Consider the following 14,855-nt stretch of genomic DNA (forward strand, 5'->3'; position numbering starts at 1 on the left):
AACTTCTTTGCTGTTGCGACTCCGGTATGTCCTTGCCGATAGTATGATATGACTTTGAGCTTAAAGTCCAGATCGTAACGCATAAAAATACCCCATAAGTTGTGTCCAACTTATGGGGGTCAGTTCAAACCTTCCGTTATAGGGCTTTATATTTTGATTGATAATCAAGCGCGTAGCCAGTTTACTTATTAGGGGCAGGTGTCGTACGCAGGTAAGGCTTGACTTCTTTGTGACCCTTAGGGTATTTGGCAGCGATTTCTTCGTTTTTGACACTTGGTGGGATGATAACGTCATCGCCTTCTTTCCAGTCCACTGGCGTTGCGACATTATATTCGTCAGACAGCTGTAGCGCATCAATAACGCGGATGATTTCATCAAAGTTACGACCACAGCTAGCAGGATACGTCAGCGTTAGACGAATTTTCTTATTTGGATCAATAATAAAGACACTGCGCACTGTATGCGTGCTGTCTGCGTTCGGGTGCATCATATCATACAGCTCAGCGACTTCTTTATTGGGGTCTGCAATGATTGGGAAGTTCATGTCTGTCCCTTGCGTCTCACCGATATCGCTCGCCCACGCTTTGTGGTCTTCTAAGCTATCGACAGAAATACAGATTGGCTTAACATTACGCTTTTGGAACTCGCCATTGAGCGCCGCAGCACGGCCAAGCTCAGTGGTACATACTGGGGTAAAATCTGCTGGATGGGAGAAAAAAACCACCCAATGATCACCTGCCCAATCGTGGAAGTTGATATCACCCTCGGTGGTTGCAGCGTCAAAATTTGGTGCGGTATCACCTAAACGTAAATGTGCCATGCTTAATTCCTTAGCTAGGTTAGTGATGAGCACTGATATCCAAAGGTATACATGCGCTCTATTAGTATCATTGACGTGCTCAGTTATCACAGATAACGCAAGACACATCATCAAAAACTGATTTTATATTAACAAACTGATTATGAATGTCTTGTGACGGATTGTAATGCGATTATTCCATAAACCACTAAGTAAATTGTGCGTGAAAAACTCAGTAGTATCTAAGGAGCGTGCTAAATCACCATACCAGAATCCCACAGGCAAAACTCGCCGAACTTACCGCGCTTACTTGTACCACCAGCCGCACGTCCAGCATCGGTTAACACCAATTCACCTTCTTGTGTTTCCAAATAACCCGCTGCAAGCAGCTTATCGTTTAACTCTTGCGTCTTAAAGCCTCGCTCTTTAGCAAGCTTAGCAGTCGTCAGTTTAGAATAATTGGGAGTCACCGCTTCTGCACTGGGCGTGATGGTCGCATTGGAGTTAGTATTCACTGTTTTACGACTGGAATCCGTTTGGTGCTCAGTCGTGCTATCGGACTCGGTCACTTTTTCAAGAGACATTCGCACTTCATCACTGATACGAATAATGCGTTGCGCTTCCTCATAGGTATCGGCATAAAGTTTAGCGTCTTCGTTACGGTAAATCAGTACGCCCATCTCGTTATTATTAACCTGACTAAATTCATAAAGGTTCAAACTGGTAATGATGCATTCATTTTCATTTAGATAGCATTTAGCATGCAAGTTTTTGCAAAAGCTGGTGCGAATAAAGGTTAAATTTTTCAGCCAGTTTATTTCTTCAGGGTGTAGATCATTCTTACCATAGACGATTCGAATATCAATTTTTAAACGATTACGGTCTTCTAGTAACTCTTTAATACGCTCATTGAGCTTTAAATATGGGCTAATAATAATCAACCTGTCAGAAGCATTTTTAATCAACTCCTCTAAATGATAAGTCGTCCCACTGCTGTTTAAAAATTTTGCCATTGTCATTTCCTCACGTCTTACTCTCAACAACTTTACAATCTTTCATAAAAAAGCCCATCCCTAGCGTACTAGAAATGGGCCAGATTGCAAACTACTATTGTTCAGTATTGCCTTAAAAATAAACGTAAGCCGCGCGGTTACTGATCGACTAAGCAGGTTTATAGCTGTCGCGTAAGCTGACGATTTGATTGAACACGGGCTTTTCACTTGTGTGATCTTCGCTATCAGAGATGAAGTAACCTTCACGCTCAAACTGGAAACGCGTGCCAGCATCCGCATTGGCTAAGGATGGCTCAACCACCGCGTTTAGCTCGGTTAACGAATTGGAATTTAACGCTTGATGTACATCGCTCACACTACTTGGGTCTTCGACACTAAATAGCTGTTCATACATGCGTACGGTTGCTGGTATACCTTGACTGGCTGAAACCCAATGGATCACCCCTTTGACCTTACGTCCCTCAGGATTATTACCCAAAGTAGCTGGATCTATGGTCGCTTTTAACTCGATGACGTTACCGCTATCATCGGTAACATGTTCGGTCACGGCCAACACATAAGTATTGCGCAGGCGGATCTCTGGTTTTTCAGGCGATAGACGCTTATAACCCGCTGGCGGCTCTATCTCATAATCCCCTTGATCGATGTATAAGGTCTCAGTAAACGGGATTTCACGCTCACCCATATCGACATTCGGATGATTGGGCTGGGTTAACCATAAAGTTTGCGTCGCCTCATCAAAGCGCGCATTGACGCTGTCGGCCTTTTGCGACTCCCAACTGCTTACTGCATCGCTAAAGTTGGTAATCGTCACCTTTAAAGGCTTAAGCACTGCCATGCCGCGTGCCGTGGTGGTCTCTAACGACTGACGAACGCTAAATTCTAGTAAACGAAAGTCAACCACACTATCCGCTTTGGTTACACCAACACGCTCACAAAAATCACGTAAGCCCTCTGGTGTATAGCCGCGGCGTCGCATGCCAGCGATGGTCGGCATACGTGGATCATCCCAACCGCTGACGATCCCTTCATCGACCAATTGCTTAAGCTTACGCTTACTGGTCAACGTATGATCGACGTTTAAGCGGCTAAATTCGTACTGATGCGGCGCTACGTCAAAGCCGATTTTTTCAACAATCCAATCATAAAACGGACGGTGGTCAGCAAACTCCAGCGTACACAACGAATGGGTAATCCCTTCGATTGCATCAGAGAGCGGATGAGCGAAGTCATACATTGGGTAGATACACCATTTATCACCCGTTTGATGATGCGCTTGATGCATGACGCGGTAGATCACAGGATCACGCAAGTTCATGTTGGGACTTGCCATATCGATCTTGGCACGTAAAACCGCCGTGCCTTCTGCATATTGACCCGCTTTCATGTCATTATAACGCTGCAGGTTTTCTGCGATACTGGCATCACGATATAGTGAAGGCGTACCCACTTCATTAAAAGAACCACGATTATCGCGGATCTGCTCAGGCGTTTGCAGATCAACATAAGCGTCGCCTTGCTCAATGAGTTGTACTGACCATGCGTACAACTGATCAAAATAGCCTGAGGCATGCTGCGCTTCTCCGGCCCACTCAAAACCCAGCCACTCTACATCATTTTTGATGTTATCGATGTAATCTTGCTTTTCTGCGGTTGGGTTGGTGTCATCAAAACGCAGGTTGCACACACCGCCAAACTCTTCTGCCACACCAAAGTTTAGGCAGATAGACTTTACGTGACCTAAGTGCAAGTAGCCATTTGGTTCAGGTGGAAAGCGTGTCACAATTTGCTGATACTTTTGCGCATTGACATCGTCACGAATGATATTACGAATAAAATCGTTTTTTTGTTCGTCTTTTTGTGCATTGTTGCTTGAGTGCTCACTCATCGGGCATTGCTCCTAACGCAAATTGTCAGTCCATGGTGCGTACCATCACGCATCATAAAACATTCAAACTAAAGTATTAAAATAAATTGGGATATAAAAACTCAGATAGTGCGACCGCATTATCAAAATTTGTCAAAAATGGGTAAAGTTGCGTTATTCTATCAGGTTTCGCAAACGCATTAACAGCCTGATACATGACACGGGATAAAAAAGCCGTTAGACTACTCGTAACTTTTTAACCCCCAACTTTTAACCACCACTTGACAGCGTCATTTGAGGCGCTGCAACCAAAAAGGAATATGACATGGTAGACATGCCACCAGTAGTAGAACTTGACACCAATATGGGTGCGATCGTTATCGAACTCAACGAAGAAAAAGCCCCAAAAACCGTAGAAAACTTTTTGAACTACGTAAAATCTGGTCAGTATGACGGTACAATTTTCCATCGCATCATTGATGGTTTCATGATTCAAGGCGGCGGCATGGATGCTGAGATGAATGAAAAACCAACCAATGCGCCAATTGAGAACGAAGCGGACAATGGTCTAAAAAATGACAAAGGCACCATCGCAATGGCGCGTACGCAAGATCCGCATTCAGCGACTAGCCAGTTTTTCATTAACGTCAAAGACAACGATTTCCTAAACCACTCTGGAAAAAATATGCAAGGTTGGGGTTATACGGTATTTGGTAAAGTCACAAGCGGTATGGATGTGATCGAAAAAATGAAAGGCGTCCCAACGGGTCGTTTTGGTATGCATGCTGATGTGCCAAAAGAGCCTGTCGTCATCAACTCAGCAACCATTATCACTCAATAATGGCGGCTAAGTAATCGTGCGGCCTAATCGACAAGGATACAGATAAATGCAACGTTTTAATCATTTAATCACGACCCGCCCTCATCAAGTGCGGCAAGTATTGATTAGCGATTTGCATTTATCGCCTCAGGAGCCTGCCTTAGTGCAGGCTTTTTTGGCGCTGCTTGATGACTGCCTTGCCCTGCCAGCTCTCAAGTGCCTATTTATTTTAGGCGATTGGTTTGAGGTATGGCTGGGTGATGATGTTTACCTATCGTTATCAGAAAATGAGCAAGCGCTACATTGGCTAACGCCCCTAATCTCCAAACTCAAACAGCTACGCATCAATGGCTGCGAGATTTTAGTGATGCACGGCAACCGTGATTTTTTATTGGGACAACCATTTTGTAATCTGTTCGGCGGCGAACTTATCGAAGAGCCGTACGCCTTGACTATCGGTCAGCAGCGCTATCGTCTAGAGCACGGTGACGCATTATGTACTGATGATAAAAAGTATCAGTTTTTTCGTAAAATCATGCGTCATCGACTGACTCAGTGGTATCTACTCAACAAACCGCTAGAAAAACGTTTGGCTATCGCGGAGAACATGCGTCAAAAAAGCCAACAGAACAATGCCAATAAAGCCGCTTACATCATGGATGTGAATGATGAGGCCGTGCATCAAGCACTCACTGCTAGCGACGCCTTATTACACGGGCACACTCATCGTCCGAATATCCATCAAGCCACGAGTGATAAAAAACGCTACGTGCTTGGCGATTGGCGACTGTTAGATGAAAACAAACGCCAGTCAAAAGTGAGCGCGGTGATTGGTGCAGTCACAAATGACGAGCATTCAAATGACAGTTTTAGTAGTAATGATGCTGAGTTTGAATTGTTTGAATTTACAATGCTTGTTTGATTTTATCGTTGAATCTAGCTTAAAAACAAAAAGGGTCTGTTGACGTCAACAGACCCTTTTTTAATTATTTTATATTTTTGAATCGGCTTGCTTTAAGGCATTAATTGAAAGAAATGCTGACGATAGTGCTTGAGCTCACGGATAGAATCACGAATGTCATCTAAGGCTAAATGACTGCCCCCTTTTTCAAAATTTCTCAAAATATCAGGGCGCCAGCGGAAGCAAAGCTCCTTAATCGATGAGACATCAAGGTTGCGATAATGGAAGAATTTTTCCAGTTCAGGCATTTGCCGCGCCATAAATCGACGATCTTGACAGATGGAATTACCACACATAGGCGACTTGCCACTATCGACCCACTTGTTTAAAAATTTAATCGTCTCAGCTTCCGCTTCTGCCAATGTCACGGTACTACGGCGCACGCGATCCACCAATCCTGACTGTCCATGCTGCTTGGTGTTCCAATCATCCATTTTATTTAAGACTTGATCCGATACTTTTATCGCAAATACTGGCCCTTCAGCAAGCACGTTTAAATCCTCGTCAGTGACAACGGTCGCAATCTCGATAATCTCATCATGTAAAGTATCAAGGCCAGTCATTTCTAGATCAATCCAGACCAGCCCTTTTTTACCTTGATTTTTAATTTTAATCTTGTTGGGGTGGTCACCGGTAGTCATAAAATATCCTATGTGCAATAAAGTTTAAAACAACTTTGAAATAATTTTCGTTATATAAATCAGATATAGAAGGCAATATTCAGTCAACATTGCTGAGCGCCTGCCTGTTGGCAGTAAGTGGAAAAACCAAATGATTACAAAACCACTGTCTGGCGCAGGCGCTTTAGGCTGTATGTTAGCAAATTTTCACGCTACACTTAGCAATATTTTTCTAATAGGTCAAAAACCCATGGCATTAATTCGGCAACGCAAACTGACTAAACAACAGATTCGTCGCATTGATAAACAGCAGCTGGCAAGTCAAGACAGCATCGATGACAGTTTGATGGATGGCGTGGTCATGGCGCACTATGGCAAACAATTAGAGGTACAAGTCACCAGTTTGCCCGCCGTAATACCAGAAAAACCGGAGGTTGCGCCCGATGATCCTGAGCCATTTTGGCAGACACTCGAGCTTGGCGATATTTGGCGCTGTCATGTGCGTACCAATTTGCCGATGCTGGCCGCTGGCGATCAAGTGCGCTGGAGCGCCGACTCTAATACGGGGTTTGGACGTATCGAATCTGTCAAACCGCGCACCTCTCTTGTTTCACGTCCCGATCGTTATCATAAGCTCAAACCTGTCGCCGCCAATGTCGATATTCTCGCCATTGTGTTTGCACCATTGCCAGCAGCAGCTCCCACGCTCATAGATCGCTACTTAGTCGTGTGTCATCATGCGGGCGTAAAACCACTGTTGGTACTCAATAAAGCCGATTTACTAGCACAAGAAAACGGCGTCGATACCAGTGAGTTATTGGCACAATATGCGGCACTTGGTTATGAGAGCGTCCTAACCTCAGTTGACTGTCCTGAAAACATCGCTAATAGCAATGAACAAGAAGGGCTTGATGAGCTAAAACATTACATAGATAAGAAACTGGTGATCTTTGCTGGACAATCGGGCGTTGGTAAAAGCAGCTTAATCAATGCGCTGTTGCCAGACTCTGGTCAAAGCGTGAATGTTATCTCAGAAAACTCCCAGCTTGGGCAGCACACCACGACGACCAGCCGATTGCTGCCATTCAATCCAGCTGACTTAACACAAGGCGGCATTGTCGATACACCCGGTATTCGGGAATACGGCATTTGGCATTTGTCCCCTGATGACATCATCTCAGGCTTTGTTGAGCTTGCGCCACTGGCGGGTGACTGTCAGTTCCGCGACTGTCGCCACACTCACAACAGCAAAGGCTGCGCGTTATGGCAAGCGGTGGCTGATGGCGAGGTGTTACAACGCCGTGTTGAAAACCTTGTCACGTTAAGAGAAGAGGCTGATACCAAGCCTTATTAATCGTTCAATATAGGTTGACCATCGCACATTTACTATAGGCAGTCTAATCGGTATAATAGCGCCTTGTTCAATATCCTTAGGCTGTCTTCTCAGCCTAGTAGAACACTTATTTTTTTGGAGGTATGGTTTGGATCGTGCGCTGGAATTTGTGGGCAACCACCCGTTTTTATTTGGTATATTGGCCGTACTTGCCGTGCTGTTTTTTACCATTGAAAACAAACGTAGTGGCAGAAAAATATCGCCCAACACCCTTGGTATGATGGTTAACTCGCAAAATGCGCAGCTAATCGATATTCGCGCCAAAAAGAAGTTTGAATCAGGGTATATCCAAGGCAGCCGCAACATACCTTTCACTGAGCTAAAAGACCGCATCGAAGAAATCCGCGCGATTGAACAGCCAGTGATTATTATCTGCGACATGGGTGTCCAAGCAGGCGCTGCCATTCAGATGATCGGTAAAGACAGTGTCTATCGATTAGAGGGCGGTATTGGCGGCTGGCAAGGCGCTGGCATGCCATTGGTTGGGTTAAAAGATACTGTGCCTAAGAAAAAAGGCAAAGCGAAGCCAAGCCTACATAAATAGTTAATAAGTACTCAGCCTGTGTTAATTGATGTCCGATGCATACAGGCGCCCAAAAAGACACCTCTGAAGAGGTGTCTTTTTTTATGTAGCATTTGTGATACTGTCCAGCCTTTTATATTGGGGCAGCTTGAATTTATAACGCTCATCCCCACTTTAATAATGAGCGTCACCAAATATCTTTTCAATTCATTGGTTGGTAACGGATTATAAGAGTTTTTATCGAATAATTATTTATAATACTTTTTATAATAAAACGGTTACCGCCTACACTTATAATAAGGATTTATCATGACTGTATCTGTTAAAGTCTATACCACCCCTATCTGCCCATATTGCTCAAATGCCAAACAACTGCTAAAAACCAAAGGCGTTGATTATGAAGAAATTGGTATGCATGACATGAGCAGCGAAGAGCGCCAGGCGCTTATGAAAAAAACCAATAACTATCGCACTGTGCCACAGATCTTTGTCGGCGAGACCTTCGTCGGTGGTTTTGATGAGCTCAATCAAATGAACCAACAAGGCAAACTTGACGAGCTATTAGCAGGTTAAGTAGCCGTTTTTCTGTGCCGTCTGTCTTTACTTTTTTCATAAAAGACAGAGGCAAAGATAAGAGTTACCGATAAAAATCGTCGAGATACCCTCTCGATTTGTATTACAATGCTGTTTTATATAATGACAGTTTGTCCAATCATTTGATCTAACTTTAAAGGAATTATCATGGCTGAAGAACAAGCACAACCACAGTTGGCGTTAGAGCGTATTTATGTAAAAGATATGTCACTTGAAGTCCCAGGCGCTGGCGTATTCACCAAAGAGTGGAATCCAGAGCTTGATATCAATCTGTCTAGCAATGCTGAAAAACTTGACGATGATCATTATCAAATCATTTTGACTGTGAGCGTGAGTGCTAAAAACGCTGATGAAGCCGCGTTTATCGCCGAAGTTCATCAGGCAGGTATTTTTTTGCTAAAAGATATTCCTGAAGATCAAATTGGTCAAATCTTAGGCGCATATTGCCCTAACGTATTATTCCCCTATGCTCGTGAAGTCATCAGCGACATCGTGACGCGTGGTAGCTTCCCGCAGCTATTGTTAGCGCCTGTGAACTTTGATCAAGCTTACGCACAAAGCCAACAGCAAGCGCAAGTTGATGCTCAAGGTAACGCATAAGGGTTGTCTTGGTTAAGCGTTAACGCGTCTGTATTTGAAAGCCGCTTACTGATCATCAGTAGGCGGCTTTTTTATACGTGGCGTTTATTATCTTCCTTTACAGATAGTCTTACTTGTTATTAGCCATTAAAAAACCCTGCCAATTAGCAGGGTCTTCAACAGCTCTATCGATTATTCAAATTGAATGATCGACAATTAGCCTTTTAACGCGGACAGAATTTGCTGCTTAACGTCCTCTATTCCTTGTGTGCCATCAAACTTATTATAAGTAGGGGCATCATCGTCTTTTTTGGCTTTATCTTGATAAAAACCAACCAACGCTGAGGTCTGCTCATGATAAGTGGCCAAACGCTCACGGATCGTAGATTCTTTGTCATCTTCACGCTGGATCAGCGGTTCACCAGTCACATCATCGATACCATCGACCTTAGATGGGTTATGGTCAATGTGATACACGCGACCTGAGCCTGGATGCTGGCGACGACCCGATAGACGCTTAACGATTTCATCATCTGGGACGCTAATTTCAATCACATGATCAATGGCAACGTCAGCATCTGCCAGTGCTTGCGCTTGCGGAATAGTACGTGGAAAACCATCAAAAATACAACCATTAGCGCAATCAGGCTTAGCGATACGTTCTTTCACTAGGTTAATAATGAGGTCGTCAGAAACCAAACCACCGGCATTCATGATGTCTTTGGCTTTTTTGCCAAGCTCGCTGCCTTCTTTGATTGCTGCACGCAGCATATCGCCAGTTGAGATCTGCGGGATATCATATTCTTTAGAAATAAACTGGGCTTGAGTACCTTTACCGGCGCCTGGTGGACCTAGCAAAATAATACGCATCATTACACGACTCTCCTTAATAGATAGGATTTTGGGACTAATAAAACTTAGGGATTGGTTGTTTGCTAAGCTACCTTACCTTGTGGCTTTGCAAACCTCAAGTATTTTCATTATTGCTGTGATAAGTTGCCATGACTTATCTGTTCATATAACGCCATTGCACGCTGTTTTCTTGGGCAATGGCATTACATGGTAGGATGGATAAAGACAAGCAAATATACTATGGTATTTGCTGATTGATTTCTACATTAGCCTGATCTTGGTCAGCGCTAATCACCACAGGATTGCCTGATAGATCGCCTGACTCGGCACTGGCAGTGCCGCTGTGACTGATGCGAGCAACAACTGCCAACTGAACTTTATCGGCTCGAGCAGACTGCAGCGTACGCGATGGCATCATAGCATCAAGATCACTGAGGCTAACCACCGCTTCGCCTTGCTTAATAACGCTAATCGGCAAACGTTTGGCTGCAAATGGTGGACCACCGTTAACATCACGTATCGCTACAAATAACACATCATCAGCCTTGACCAAAGGCAGGAGGCTCGCGTTAATTTTTACGGTCACCTCAACGCCTTCAGACGCTTGTTGCTGCTGAGCCGTCACATTGGCACTTAACTCATCTAAACTTGCCAGCGCTTGAGTATGGTCACCCGGCTTGGCGGCAATGCTGTCACGTAAGCGCTTAATCCAGCCTTGTGCTTGATCAAAGTTACTGCTACGCGCCTCACCCATTGCCATCAGCATTTGCGCGCCCTCATGCTCTGGATTTTTGGCCAATACGTCTTGCAGCACGCGGCGGCTATTGGCATCTAACTGACCTTTATTAGCAAAGAAGCTAATCTGGGCGTAGGTGGTTGCGATTTCTTCGTTATCAGGTGATAAACGATACGCACGTGACAAGGCTTCTAGTGCCGAATCTGTCGCTTCTAACGATAAAAACAGCTCCGATAAACGCATCCAGCGATTAGGATCATCGGCATGACGATAGACATTGGTCTGCATGGCACTAATAAGCTGTTGACCATCTTCGATTGCCCACGCTGGTGGCTGATCGATTTTGCCCGTCAATAGATCATCAGCCACTTGACCCACTTTGTCCTCGGCGGCCCACAGCTCAAACACAGGGGTACGATCACCCACCATCAAATAAGCCATGGCAGCCAGTACAGGCACCCAAACCATGATAATCAGTCGACTCTTAATCCCAGGGGTAACCATGGGTGTGACGTCGCGCTGTGCATCTAACAGCTGACGCTCCAGCTCAAGTTTTTGATTTTGATAGTGGCTGTCATCAATAACCCCACTGTCTTTATCTGTTTTCAGTTCTGCCAGACGCTCGCGGAACACAGCAACGTTAATATCTAACAGCTGATTGTCCACAGGTCTATGTTGCGTACGCGAGGCTCGCAGCCACGGCATGATGGTAATGACGGCAAGTACTAAGGCGATAAATAAGCTTAGGGCAATAAATAAGCCAACAGTAGAAAATAGGGTCATTTTTTGTCCTCAAAACTTGTGTTGTCATGATCACTTTTTTCATGGTTATCAGCACGTGATAATAGGCGATCAAGTTCGGCTTTTTCAGCAACAGACAGTGCCGCCGCTGTGGTACTGTCTACCTTTACCCCACTCTCGCCACTTGCAACGAGCTGACGTCGTTTACTTTGCCAAAACCAACCAATCAGCAATATGATGAGTAGTAATGGCGGGAAAAACCATAAGATCCACGTAGAGGGGCGAACGGGCGGCTTATAACTGATAAAATCACCGTAACGCTCCTGCATATAAGCGCGAATCTCGCCATCACTACGGCCGTCTTTTACCATGTTATAGGTTTTTTGCTTGAGATCTTGCGCGATCGGCGCGTCAGATCCTGCAAGGTTTTGGTTTTGGCATTTTGGGCAGCGCAGCTCTTCAATGAGACCGCGATACTGGGCTTCTTGCTGCACAGAGTCAAAATCATAAACCTCAATTGCAGCATAGCTTGCCACACTCAGTAGACAAGCGATCAATAGGCCCGCGACCTTGATCATAACGGCCTTTATTTGATTGGTTATCATTTACACGCCTCCGCAACCTGACTCGGATCTGGACTGACGCCATTGTTATTGGCCTCATTGAGTACCATCAAGCAAGGTGCAATACGACTTTGCCAGTTGCTCTCATTAATCTCACCGATAATGTGCTGACGAATGATGCCCTCACCATCGACGATGAAAGTTTCAGGCGCGCCTGTCAAACCCAAGTCTAAAGCAAATTGTCCCGAGAGATCCTGAATCGACATCGAGAACGGATCTCCACCTCGGTTCAAATATCCTAACGCATCGCCAATCTCATCTTTGTAATTGACACCCACCAAATTGACACCGCGCTCCTCTAACTGCATTAAAAACGGATGCTCAATGATACAAGTGGGACACCAAGAGCCCCAAATGTTCATCAAAAACGGCTCATCGGGCAAATTCTCATTGGTCATGATACGACTGGTATCTGACAGTAGGGGTAACTCAAACGCAGGTACGGGACGCTCAAGCGCGGTATTGGTTACGATGTCCGTCGGCTTACCCAACCGCATGTACAGCATGATCATAAAACCGATAAAAACAATCAGCGGGATTAAGAACCATAATCTCAGCTGTTTTTTGTTGACGGTTTTAGGGTGGTTTACTTGAGCTTGCTGAGCATTCTTATCAGAGGAATTATTTGCTGTGCTCATATTAATTGCCCCCTGTCTTTGTGGCTGGCGTGCCCAAATCAGCAGTGTTACCAACACCTGACTCCTTCGGAGCAATCTGCACAGGCGCTTTAGTTTTTTTCATACGGTAACGATTGTCAAGCATACTCAAAAGTGCACCGAAGGCCATAATAAGCGCGCCCAGCCATACCCAACGAATCAGCGGTTTGACATAAATACGGAACGCCCATTCATTGCTATTTTCGGCGATAGGTTCGCCAAGCGCTACGTACACATCACGCATCAGACTGGCGTCGATGGCCGCTTCTGTCATCGGCATCATGCTAATAATATAGTTACGTTTTTCAGGGTACAAAGTCGTCACCACTTGTCCCTCTTTGCTAATTTCTACTTCAGCTTGGGTGGCATCAAAGTTACTGCCTTTGACTTCACGAAAGCCTTTAACGACAAAATCATAACCCTGAACATGAACGCTATCATTCGGTGCCAGCGCCACATCACGCTCAATGCTCAAAGTCGTGGTAAACGCCACGCCGATAACCGCAATGATCACACCGATATGAGCAGTCTGCTGCCCCCAATAGCTAAGACGCAATTGGCGTAGGCCTTTGAGTCGGCTAGGTGCGTTTTTGGTTTTGTCTTTAAAATCAACAGCCATCCACAATAGCACCCAAAAGCTGACCGCTAACGTCACACCAATATTGAGCATCGCAGACGGGCTGACAAAATACGTGATAATCGCTGCTAACACGAGGCTACTGACCGCAATAACCATACCAGCACCCAGTAGCGGTCGACTGTCTTTCTTCCAGCGAATATTAGAGCCCATCCCCATCGCTACCAATAATAGCCATGTCAGTGGCACAAACAGGGCATTAAAGTAAGGAGGGCCAACAGACACCTGTCCTAAATTAAAAGAATCGGCGATAATAGGATAGAGCGTACCGAGTAACACAACTAACGTCGAAATCAGAATGATGACATTATTGATGACTAAAAACGACTCACGTGAGATCAGCTGATATTGACTCTCAACCGTCAATCGCCAGCCGCGCACAGCAAACATCAACAAACCACCACCAATGATCACACCAAGAATCATTAGAATGACAAGGCCACGCGTTGGGTCAGCGGCAAACGAATGCACCGACGTAATAACGCCTGAACGGACAAGGAACGTACCCAGCAGACTGAGCGCAAAAGCAAAAATCGCCAGCATAATCGTCCACGCTTTAAATACACCGCGCTTTTCAGTGACCGCAAGCGAATGTAGCAACGCTGTACCCGCCAGCCACGGCATCAAAGAAGCATTCTCTACTGGATCCCAAAACCACCAACCGCCCCAGCCAAGCTCATAGTAGGCCCACCACGAGCCAAGCGCGATCCCAACCGTTAAAAAGCCCCAAGCCGCCAGCGCCCACGGGCGCGACCAGCGTGTCCATACCGCATCCAAGCGACCTTCCCACAAAGCGGCCATACAAAAAGCAAATGGCACAACCATCCCTACATAACCCATATAAAGCATAGGCGGATGGATAATCAAACCAAAATCTTGCAACACAGGATTAAGATCCGCGCCATCAACTGGTAAATTGGGCAATGTGCGGTCAAATGGCGATGAGGTAAAAATAAGCATCGCTAACATCATCATCTGTACGCCTGCCAAAATCACCAACACGCGTGCACGCATAGACAATGGTAGACCACGGCTAAAATAAGAGACCAGCGCACACCAAGTGGCCATAATGGTCATCCAAAGCAGCAATGACCCCTCATGTCCACCCCAAGTCGCCGATAGTTTATAGTACCAAGGCAACAACGTATTGGAGTGCTGAGTGACATAGACCAGGCTAAAGTCATTGTAATAAAAGCCTGCCATCAGAGCGGCAAATGATAGGATCATCGCAGCAAACTGCGCCCACGCTAGACTTGGTGCTAGACGCTGCCAAGCAACGTGGTCACGCATGACGCCAACGGTTGGTAACACCACCTGCAAAATCGCCAGTATAAAGGCGGCTAGCAAGGCAAAATAACCCAATTCTGTGATTAACATACGGTCTAACCTTGTTTACCTTAATATGGTCATTGTTTATGATATAGATTGGAATTTTAGGACA

The 14,855-nt window shown here is 45.3% G+C and carries 15 protein-coding genes; 6 read left to right on the plus strand and 9 right to left on the minus strand.

Annotation, left to right across the window (positions count from 1 at the left end; genetic code table 11):
• Window positions 1-181 precede the first annotated feature (181 nt).
• From DVY93_RS10970 to DVY93_RS10980, 3 genes are all read right to left on the minus strand, one after another.
• Window positions 182-820 carry a peroxiredoxin gene (locus tag DVY93_RS10970; protein ID WP_230710796.1) on the minus strand — a complete coding sequence of 213 codons (639 nt, stop codon included), beginning with the start codon at window positions 818-820 and terminating at the stop codon, window positions 182-184.
• Between the two features lie 233 nt (window positions 821-1,053).
• Window positions 1,054-1,812, minus strand: coding sequence for a phospholipase D family protein (locus tag DVY93_RS10975; protein ID WP_193004864.1), 759 nt, complete (start codon window positions 1,810-1,812; stop codon window positions 1,054-1,056).
• A 148-nt stretch (window positions 1,813-1,960) separates the two neighbouring features.
• Window positions 1,961-3,700, minus strand: a complete 1,740-nt coding sequence (locus DVY93_RS10980) for a glutamine--tRNA ligase/YqeY domain fusion protein (protein WP_230710798.1) — start codon at window positions 3,698-3,700, stop codon at window positions 1,961-1,963.
• Window positions 3,701-4,004: 304 nt separating this feature from the next.
• On the opposite strand from DVY93_RS10980, the gene DVY93_RS10985 reads away from it, so the two are divergent.
• Both DVY93_RS10985 and DVY93_RS10990 read left to right on the plus strand, forming a co-directional pair.
• The gene (locus DVY93_RS10985) at window positions 4,005-4,520 is read left to right on the plus strand and encodes a peptidylprolyl isomerase (protein WP_058025915.1); all 516 of its coding nucleotides are present in this window, start codon (window positions 4,005-4,007) and stop codon (window positions 4,518-4,520) included.
• 46 nt (window positions 4,521-4,566) lie between these two features.
• Window positions 4,567-5,421, plus strand: coding sequence for a UDP-2,3-diacylglucosamine diphosphatase (locus DVY93_RS10990; RefSeq protein WP_230710800.1), 855 nt, complete (start codon window positions 4,567-4,569; stop codon window positions 5,419-5,421).
• A gap of 92 nt (window positions 5,422-5,513) precedes the next feature.
• On the opposite strand, the gene orn is transcribed toward DVY93_RS10990, so the two are convergent.
• Complete coding sequence (orn, locus tag DVY93_RS10995) at window positions 5,514-6,101, minus strand: oligoribonuclease (RefSeq protein WP_193004867.1); 588 nt, start codon at window positions 6,099-6,101, stop codon at window positions 5,514-5,516.
• A gap of 229 nt (window positions 6,102-6,330) precedes the next feature.
• Between orn and rsgA the strand changes: the two genes are divergently transcribed.
• The 4 genes from rsgA to secB all read left to right on the plus strand — a co-directional run bounded on the left by rsgA (window position 6,331) and on the right by secB (window position 9,190).
• Complete coding sequence (rsgA, locus tag DVY93_RS11000) at window positions 6,331-7,434, plus strand: ribosome small subunit-dependent GTPase A (RefSeq protein ID WP_230710802.1); 1,104 nt, start codon at window positions 6,331-6,333, stop codon at window positions 7,432-7,434.
• Window positions 7,435-7,561: 127 nt separating this feature from the next.
• On the plus strand, window positions 7,562-8,017 hold the full coding sequence (locus DVY93_RS11005; RefSeq protein WP_230710804.1) for a rhodanese-like domain-containing protein: 456 nt from the start codon (window positions 7,562-7,564) through the stop codon (window positions 8,015-8,017).
• 288 nt (window positions 8,018-8,305) lie between these two features.
• A complete protein-coding gene (grxC, locus tag DVY93_RS11010) occupies window positions 8,306-8,569 on the plus strand; it encodes a glutaredoxin 3 (protein WP_021813631.1) in 264 nt (87 codons plus the stop codon).
• A 168-nt stretch (window positions 8,570-8,737) separates the two neighbouring features.
• Window positions 8,738-9,190 carry a protein-export chaperone SecB gene (secB, locus tag DVY93_RS11015; protein ID WP_193004870.1) on the plus strand — a complete coding sequence of 151 codons (453 nt, stop codon included), beginning with the start codon at window positions 8,738-8,740 and terminating at the stop codon, window positions 9,188-9,190.
• 195 nt (window positions 9,191-9,385) lie between these two features.
• Here secB and adk read toward each other — a convergent pair whose 3' ends face one another.
• From adk to DVY93_RS11040, 5 genes are all read right to left on the minus strand, one after another.
• Entirely contained in the window at window positions 9,386-10,039 is a 654-nt protein-coding gene (gene adk, locus DVY93_RS11020) for an adenylate kinase (RefSeq protein WP_193004891.1), read from the minus strand.
• Between the two features lie 220 nt (window positions 10,040-10,259).
• Complete coding sequence (ccmI, locus tag DVY93_RS11025; RefSeq protein ID WP_230710806.1) at window positions 10,260-11,540, minus strand: c-type cytochrome biogenesis protein CcmI; 1,281 nt, start codon at window positions 11,538-11,540, stop codon at window positions 10,260-10,262.
• Window positions 11,537-12,103: a cytochrome c-type biogenesis protein gene (locus tag DVY93_RS11030; protein WP_193004872.1), complete on the minus strand. Its 567-nt coding sequence runs from the start codon at window positions 12,101-12,103 to the stop codon at window positions 11,537-11,539. Before DVY93_RS11030 ends, ccmI begins: the two co-directional genes overlap by 4 nt.
• On the minus strand, window positions 12,100-12,759 hold the full coding sequence (locus DVY93_RS11035) for a DsbE family thiol:disulfide interchange protein (RefSeq protein ID WP_193004873.1): 660 nt from the start codon (window positions 12,757-12,759) through the stop codon (window positions 12,100-12,102). Before DVY93_RS11035 ends, DVY93_RS11030 begins: the two co-directional genes overlap by 4 nt.
• Window position 12,760: 1 nt before the next feature.
• On the minus strand, window positions 12,761-14,791 hold the full coding sequence (locus DVY93_RS11040) for a heme lyase CcmF/NrfE family subunit (RefSeq protein ID WP_230710808.1): 2,031 nt from the start codon (window positions 14,789-14,791) through the stop codon (window positions 12,761-12,763).
• Between the last annotated feature and the right edge of the window lie 64 nt (window positions 14,792-14,855).

Origin of the sequence: Psychrobacter sp. CCUG 69069 (genome assembly GCF_021023115.1) — a bacterium.
In the GTDB taxonomy this organism is placed as follows: Bacteria; Pseudomonadota; Gammaproteobacteria; order Pseudomonadales; family Moraxellaceae; genus Psychrobacter; species Psychrobacter namhaensis.

Bases quoted from the DNA above. Each gene is read 5' to 3' on its own strand.
- DVY93_RS10970 (WP_230710796.1), bottom strand. From the start codon at position 820: ATGGCACATTTACGTTTAGGTGATACCGCACCAAATTTTGACGCTGCA.
- DVY93_RS10975 (WP_193004864.1), bottom strand. From the start codon at position 1,812: ATGGCAAAATTTTTAAACAGCAGTGGGACGACTTATCATTTAGAGGAG.
- DVY93_RS10980 (WP_230710798.1), bottom strand. From the start codon at position 3,700: ATGAGTGAGCACTCAAGCAACAATGCACAAAAAGACGAACAAAAAAAC.
- DVY93_RS10985 (WP_058025915.1), top strand. From the start codon at position 4,005: ATGGTAGACATGCCACCAGTAGTAGAACTTGACACCAATATGGGTGCG.
- DVY93_RS10990 (WP_230710800.1), top strand. From the start codon at position 4,567: ATGCAACGTTTTAATCATTTAATCACGACCCGCCCTCATCAAGTGCGG.
- orn (WP_193004867.1), bottom strand. From the start codon at position 6,101: ATGACTACCGGTGACCACCCCAACAAGATTAAAATTAAAAATCAAGGT.
- rsgA (WP_230710802.1), top strand. From the start codon at position 6,331: ATGGCATTAATTCGGCAACGCAAACTGACTAAACAACAGATTCGTCGC.
- grxC (WP_021813631.1), top strand. From the start codon at position 8,306: ATGACTGTATCTGTTAAAGTCTATACCACCCCTATCTGCCCATATTGC.
- secB (WP_193004870.1), top strand. From the start codon at position 8,738: ATGGCTGAAGAACAAGCACAACCACAGTTGGCGTTAGAGCGTATTTAT.
- adk (WP_193004891.1), bottom strand. From the start codon at position 10,039: ATGCGTATTATTTTGCTAGGTCCACCAGGCGCCGGTAAAGGTACTCAA.
- ccmI (WP_230710806.1), bottom strand. From the start codon at position 11,540: ATGACCCTATTTTCTACTGTTGGCTTATTTATTGCCCTAAGCTTATTT.
- DVY93_RS11030 (WP_193004872.1), bottom strand. From the start codon at position 12,103: ATGATAACCAATCAAATAAAGGCCGTTATGATCAAGGTCGCGGGCCTA.
- DVY93_RS11035 (WP_193004873.1), bottom strand. From the start codon at position 12,759: ATGAGCACAGCAAATAATTCCTCTGATAAGAATGCTCAGCAAGCTCAA.
- DVY93_RS11040 (WP_230710808.1), bottom strand. From the start codon at position 14,791: ATGTTAATCACAGAATTGGGTTATTTTGCCTTGCTAGCCGCCTTTATA.